The organism is Microbacterium sp. B24 (assembly GCF_000333415.1).
Lineage (GTDB): Bacteria > Actinomycetota > Actinomycetes > Actinomycetales > Microbacteriaceae > Microbacterium.
Genome location: NZ_BADB01000144.1, coordinates 1 through 4,573, shown reverse-complemented (window position 1 = coordinate 4,573; position 4,573 = coordinate 1). Strand labels below are relative to the sequence as shown.

Below are 4,573 nucleotides of genomic sequence, written 5' to 3'. Positions count from 1 at the left end.
CGGTGAGTGTCGTGACGCGGCCCCGAGGGCGACGACCTCGCCGTAGCCTTCGTGGCCGGGGATCAGATCGCCCTTCGGTGCGACCGGCCAGTCGCCGCGCGCGGCGTGGAGGTCGGTGTGGCAGACGCCGCTGGTGATCACGCGCACGAGCGCCTGGCCGGGCCCGGGCCGTGGCACGGGGACCTCGGAGACGGTGAGCGGCTCGCCGGGCGCGGTGACCACCGCGGCGCGCATCGTCGTGGCGATCGCGTCGGTCGCTGCGGCAGCAGGGGTGTCGGTCAGAGTCGTCATTGACATCACTTCCTCTCGGCGGAGCCGTTCCGCCCGATGCCTCGACGGTAAGAACGTCGACGTTGCAAGAGGTTGCGGGCGTAGGGTCGGCTCATGGCGACGCGTGACGAGATGGCTGCGAGCTTCGGCTCGGCGGCCAAGGAGTACGAGGCGGGCCGGCCGACCTACCCGGCGGCGGCCGTGAGGTGGTTGCTGGCTCCGATCGGCCCGCGCCCGCGGGTCGCAGACGTCGGGGCGGGTACCGGCAAGCTCACCGCCGCGCTGGTCGATGCCGGTGCCGACGTGATCGCGGTGGAGCCGGATGCCGCGATGCTGGCCACCCTGCGCGAGACCCTTCCTGCCGTGGAGACGCTGATCGGCTCGGCGGAGCGCATGAACCTTCCGGACGAGAGCGTCGATGCCGTCGCCTTCGGTCAGGCGTGGCACTGGGTCGACGTGGCCGCGGCATCCGTCGAGGTCGGACGCGTCCTGAAGCCGGGTGGCGTCCTCGGTCTGGTCTGGAACATCCGCGACGAGACCACGCCGTGGGTTGCCCGCTTCGGCGCCATCATGAAGGGCAGCCACGCCGAAGAGCTGCTCGCCGGTGCGGGGCCGACCGTCGCCGCGCCCTTCGGGACGCTCGAGCGGAGGACCTGGCGGTGGTCGCGACGGCTGACCCGGTCAGAACTCGCGGCGATGGTGCGATCGCGCAGCTATGTCATCACGGCGGCATCGGGCGAGCGGGACCGCATCCTCGCGGAGGTCGACGAGCTCTTCGCCGCATCGTGTCACCCGGTCGAGGACGGCGTCGACGTCGTCGACCTGCCGTACCGCACGGAGGTGTTCCGCAGCATCCGCGGATGAGCGCGCGAAGGCCGCTCCCAGGGGCGGATGCCGCCCCGAGACCTCAGGCCGCGTAGAGGACGGCGCCGCCGTCGACCGTGACGCGGACCTGGTCGCCGAGAGCCGGGATCGGTGTGCCGATGGCACGCAACGGCACGGCGACGGTCGTGCCGTCGGCGCAGGCGAGGGTCGCGGTGGCCGTCGCGCCCACGAGCGCGATGGCGGTCACACTGGCGGGCGCCGCCTCGGCATCCGTCGTCAGCCTGAGCTGTGTCGGGCGCACCATGGCGACGCTCGTCGAGGCGCCGCCGGAGAAGTCGGCATCGATGGCGAGCGTGCCGATGGGACACCGGAATCCGCCGGCCGCGGTCTTCTCGCCCGCCAACAGGACGATGTCACCGAGCAGACGCGCCACGGCTGCCGACACCGGGCGTGCGAACACGTCGGCGCACGGGCCGGCCTGCTGCAGCCGTCCGCCGTCGAGCACCGCGACGGCCTGCCCGAAGGCGAGAGCCTCTTCGGGATCGTGGGTCACCAGCACGCTGGTCACCTGCGCCCGCGTCAGCGCTTCGACGACCTGTGCGCGCACCTGCGTGCGCAACTCGGTGTCGAGCGCACTGAAAGGCTCGTCGAGCAGCAGGACGCGCGGGTGCGGCGCGAGGGCTCGAGCGAGAGAGACGCGCTGCTGCTGACCTCCGGAGATCTCGTGGGGATAGCGCTCGAGCAGCTCCGGTTCGATACCGGCGAGCGCGGCGGCGGCCGCAACCGCGCCGGTGCGTTCGCCGCGCACGGAGCCTCGAAGCCCGAAGGCGATGTTCCGCCGTGCGGTGAGGTGAGGGAAGAGGGCGCCGTCCTGTGCGACGTAGCCGATCCGTCGCCGATGCGGCGCCAGATGGCGCGTGGCCGTGGCGGCGATCTCCTCACCCAGACGGATCTCGCCGCCTGTGATCCGTTCGAACCCGGCGATCGCACGCAGAAGCGTGGACTTGCCGCTTCCCGACGGTCCCACGATCGCGAGCCGTTCGCCGTCGGCGACGGCCAGCTGCACGCCATCGAGCACGAGGTCCGCGCCGAGGCGCACGGCGGCATCCGTCACGGTCAACGAGGTCATCGATCGCTCCGTCGTCGGGCGTCGGCGAGGAGGAGAGCGACGCTCGGAACCGACAGCACGATGAGCATGATCGCATACGGCGCGCCGGCGACGAAGTCGGCGTTCGAGGTCTCAGACCAGAACTGGGTGGCGAGGGTGCGGGTCCCGCTCGGCGCCAGCAGGAGGGTCGCCGTCAGCTCGTTCGCGCAGCCGAGCCCGACGAGGGCCAACGCCGCGCCGAATGACGATGCCATGAGCGGAGCCGTCACCTGGACCGTCGCCGCGAACCGCGTCCGGCCGAGGGTCTGTGCCGCTTCCTCGAGGCGCGGAGGCACCTGCGCCAAACCGCTGCGAAGGCTCACCAGGGCGCGGGGGAGGAAAACGATGACGTAGGCCGCGATGACGGTTGCGGGGGTCTGATATAGCCCCGGCACGACGCGAAGGGTCACCGTGACCAGGGCGAGAGCGACGATGATCGTCGGGAGGCTGCTGGCCAGGTACATCGCGCCCTCGATGCTGCGGGCGAGTCGGCTGGGGTGTCGCACACTCAACCAGGCGCAGGGGAGGGCGACGACGGTCGCGGCGAGCGCTCCGGCTCCGGACAGCACGAGGGTCTGCGCGAGCGCAGGCAGGAGATGAATGCTCTGCCAGCCCTCCGGGCGCAGTGCCCATCGCAGCAGACTCGCGCCCGGGATGCACACGGCGAGGATGAGGATGCCGCTGAGCGCGGCCATGACGGGGATCGCTGCCCGTCCCAGCCGATGGGGGACGGCGGGGCGTGCGGCGCCGCGTCCGACCCTCGCGTACCGCAGGCGACCGCGTGCGCTCGCCTCGCCGACGAGCAGCACGAGACAGAGGGCCGCGAGGACGACGCCCAGCGCATTGGCTGCGGGGCCGGCGAAGCTGGACTGGAACTGACTGACGATCGCCGTGGTGAAGGTGTCGAAGCGCAGCAGCGCGAACGCGCCGTACTCGGCGAGCAGGTGAAGTGCGACCACGAGGCCGCCACCCAGGATCGCCACGCGCAGTTGGGGAAGGACGACTCGCCCGAAGGTGGCGAGCGGGCCCAGTCCGAGCGCACGCGCCGACTCTTCGAGCGACGGATCGAGGCGGCGGAGTGTCGCCAGCGCCGGAAGGTAGACGAGCGGGTAGTAGGCGCCGACGGCGATCAGCAGTCCGCCGCCGAGTCCCTGCAGAGAGGGAACCGCGGAGATCCATCCGTATCCGCTGACGAAGGCGGGCATGGCCAGCGGGGAGGCCAGCGCGATCGCCCAGGCTTTTCGGCCGGGCAGTGTCGTGCGTTCCACGGTCCATGCCGCCCCGACCCCCACCACGACGCACAGCGGTACGGCGAGAACGAGCAGGCCCGCGGTGTTGGCGAGCAGTTCGCCCACCCGGGGGCGGAACACATGAGCGCTCAGTTGCGACCAGCCCTCGGAGACGGCCACCCAGACGACGAAGCGACCGGGAATGAGCAGCACCGCTGCCGCGATCAGGGCGAGCACCAGCAGCGGCACCGGCGCGGTGAACGCGCGGTGCCGCTGCGTGGGTCCGCTGACCCTGGAAGGGGCGGCGGTGGCGAGGCTCAGATGAGCCCCGCGGCGGTCATGAGGTCCGTGACCTTCTTGCTGTTCAGCGTCGACGGGTCGATCGCCGGCGGCTGCAGCGAACTCAGCGGCGGCAGGGCGGGGTTGGAGGCGACGTCGCTGCCGATCGCGTACTCGAAGCTTGTCCCGTCGCGAAGAATCTGCTGCCCGTCGGGGCCGGTGATGAAAGCGAGGAACTGCTGGGCGGCAGCCGCGTTCTTGCTGGAGGCCAGCACCCCTCCGCCCGACACGCTGACGAAGGCCCCCGGATCCTGGGCGCCGAAGTAGGCCAGCTTCGTGTTGGCGCTGTTCTCTTTCGTCTTGGCCTGATCGATGAACCAGTAGTAGTGGTAGATCACGCCGAGCGGAGTCTCTCCGGCGTTGACGGCCTTCATGACGGTGCTGTTGCCCTTGTACGCGGACGCGTTCTCCTTCATGGCGGCGAGCCACGCCGCCGTGGCGTCCTCGCCCTTCTCCTGCAGGATGGCCGAGACGATCGCCTGGAAGTCCGCTCCGGTGGGCGACGCGGCCCATCGTCCCTTCCACTCCGGCTTCTGCAGATCCATGATCGAGGTGGGCAGCTGGTCGGCGGCGATGAGTGCGGGGTTGTAGACCATCACGGTGGACCGTGCGGCGATGCCCGTCCAGTCGCCGCTCGCCGGACGGTACTGCGCGGGGACGGCGGCCAGGGTCGCGGCGTCGATGGGGGCGAGCAGCCCCGCGTTCTCGACCAGGGACATCGCGGGGGAGTTCTCGGACTCTAGAGGATCCCCGGGACCGAGCT

5 protein-coding genes are annotated in these 4,573 nt (G+C 71.1%); 1 reads left to right on the top strand and 4 read right to left on the bottom strand.

Annotated elements, in window-relative coordinates; genetic code table 11:
• A partial coding sequence (locus tag I5I_RS03405) for an alcohol dehydrogenase catalytic domain-containing protein (RefSeq protein WP_036316491.1) occupies positions 1-291 on the bottom strand: 291 nt, incomplete at its 3' end.
• Between the two features lie 93 nt (positions 292-384).
• Between I5I_RS03405 and I5I_RS03400 the strand changes: the two genes are divergently transcribed.
• Positions 385-1,134: a class I SAM-dependent methyltransferase gene (locus I5I_RS03400; RefSeq protein WP_036316489.1), complete on the top strand. Its 750-nt coding sequence runs from the start codon at positions 385-387 to the stop codon at positions 1,132-1,134.
• Positions 1,135-1,177: 43 nt separating this feature from the next.
• Here I5I_RS03400 and I5I_RS03395 read toward each other — a convergent pair whose 3' ends face one another.
• From I5I_RS03395 to I5I_RS03385, 3 genes are all read right to left on the bottom strand, one after another.
• On the bottom strand, positions 1,178-2,224 hold the full coding sequence (locus tag I5I_RS03395) for an ABC transporter ATP-binding protein (protein ID WP_036316487.1): 1,047 nt from the start codon (positions 2,222-2,224) through the stop codon (positions 1,178-1,180).
• The gene (locus tag I5I_RS03390) at positions 2,221-3,720 is read right to left on the bottom strand and encodes an ABC transporter permease (protein WP_036316485.1); all 1,500 of its coding nucleotides are present in this window, start codon (positions 3,718-3,720) and stop codon (positions 2,221-2,223) included. The genes I5I_RS03395 and I5I_RS03390 overlap by 4 nt, the downstream gene beginning before the upstream one ends.
• A 68-nt stretch (positions 3,721-3,788) precedes the next feature.
• Positions 3,789-4,573 (bottom strand): extracellular solute-binding protein (locus I5I_RS03385; protein ID WP_036316493.1); only part of this gene is annotated, 785 nt, incomplete at its 5' end.

Bases quoted from the DNA above. Each gene is read 5' to 3' on its own strand.
- I5I_RS03400 (WP_036316489.1), top strand. From the start codon at position 385: ATGGCGACGCGTGACGAGATGGCTGCGAGCTTCGGCTCGGCGGCCAAG.
- I5I_RS03395 (WP_036316487.1), bottom strand. From the start codon at position 2,224: ATGACCTCGTTGACCGTGACGGATGCCGCCGTGCGCCTCGGCGCGGAC.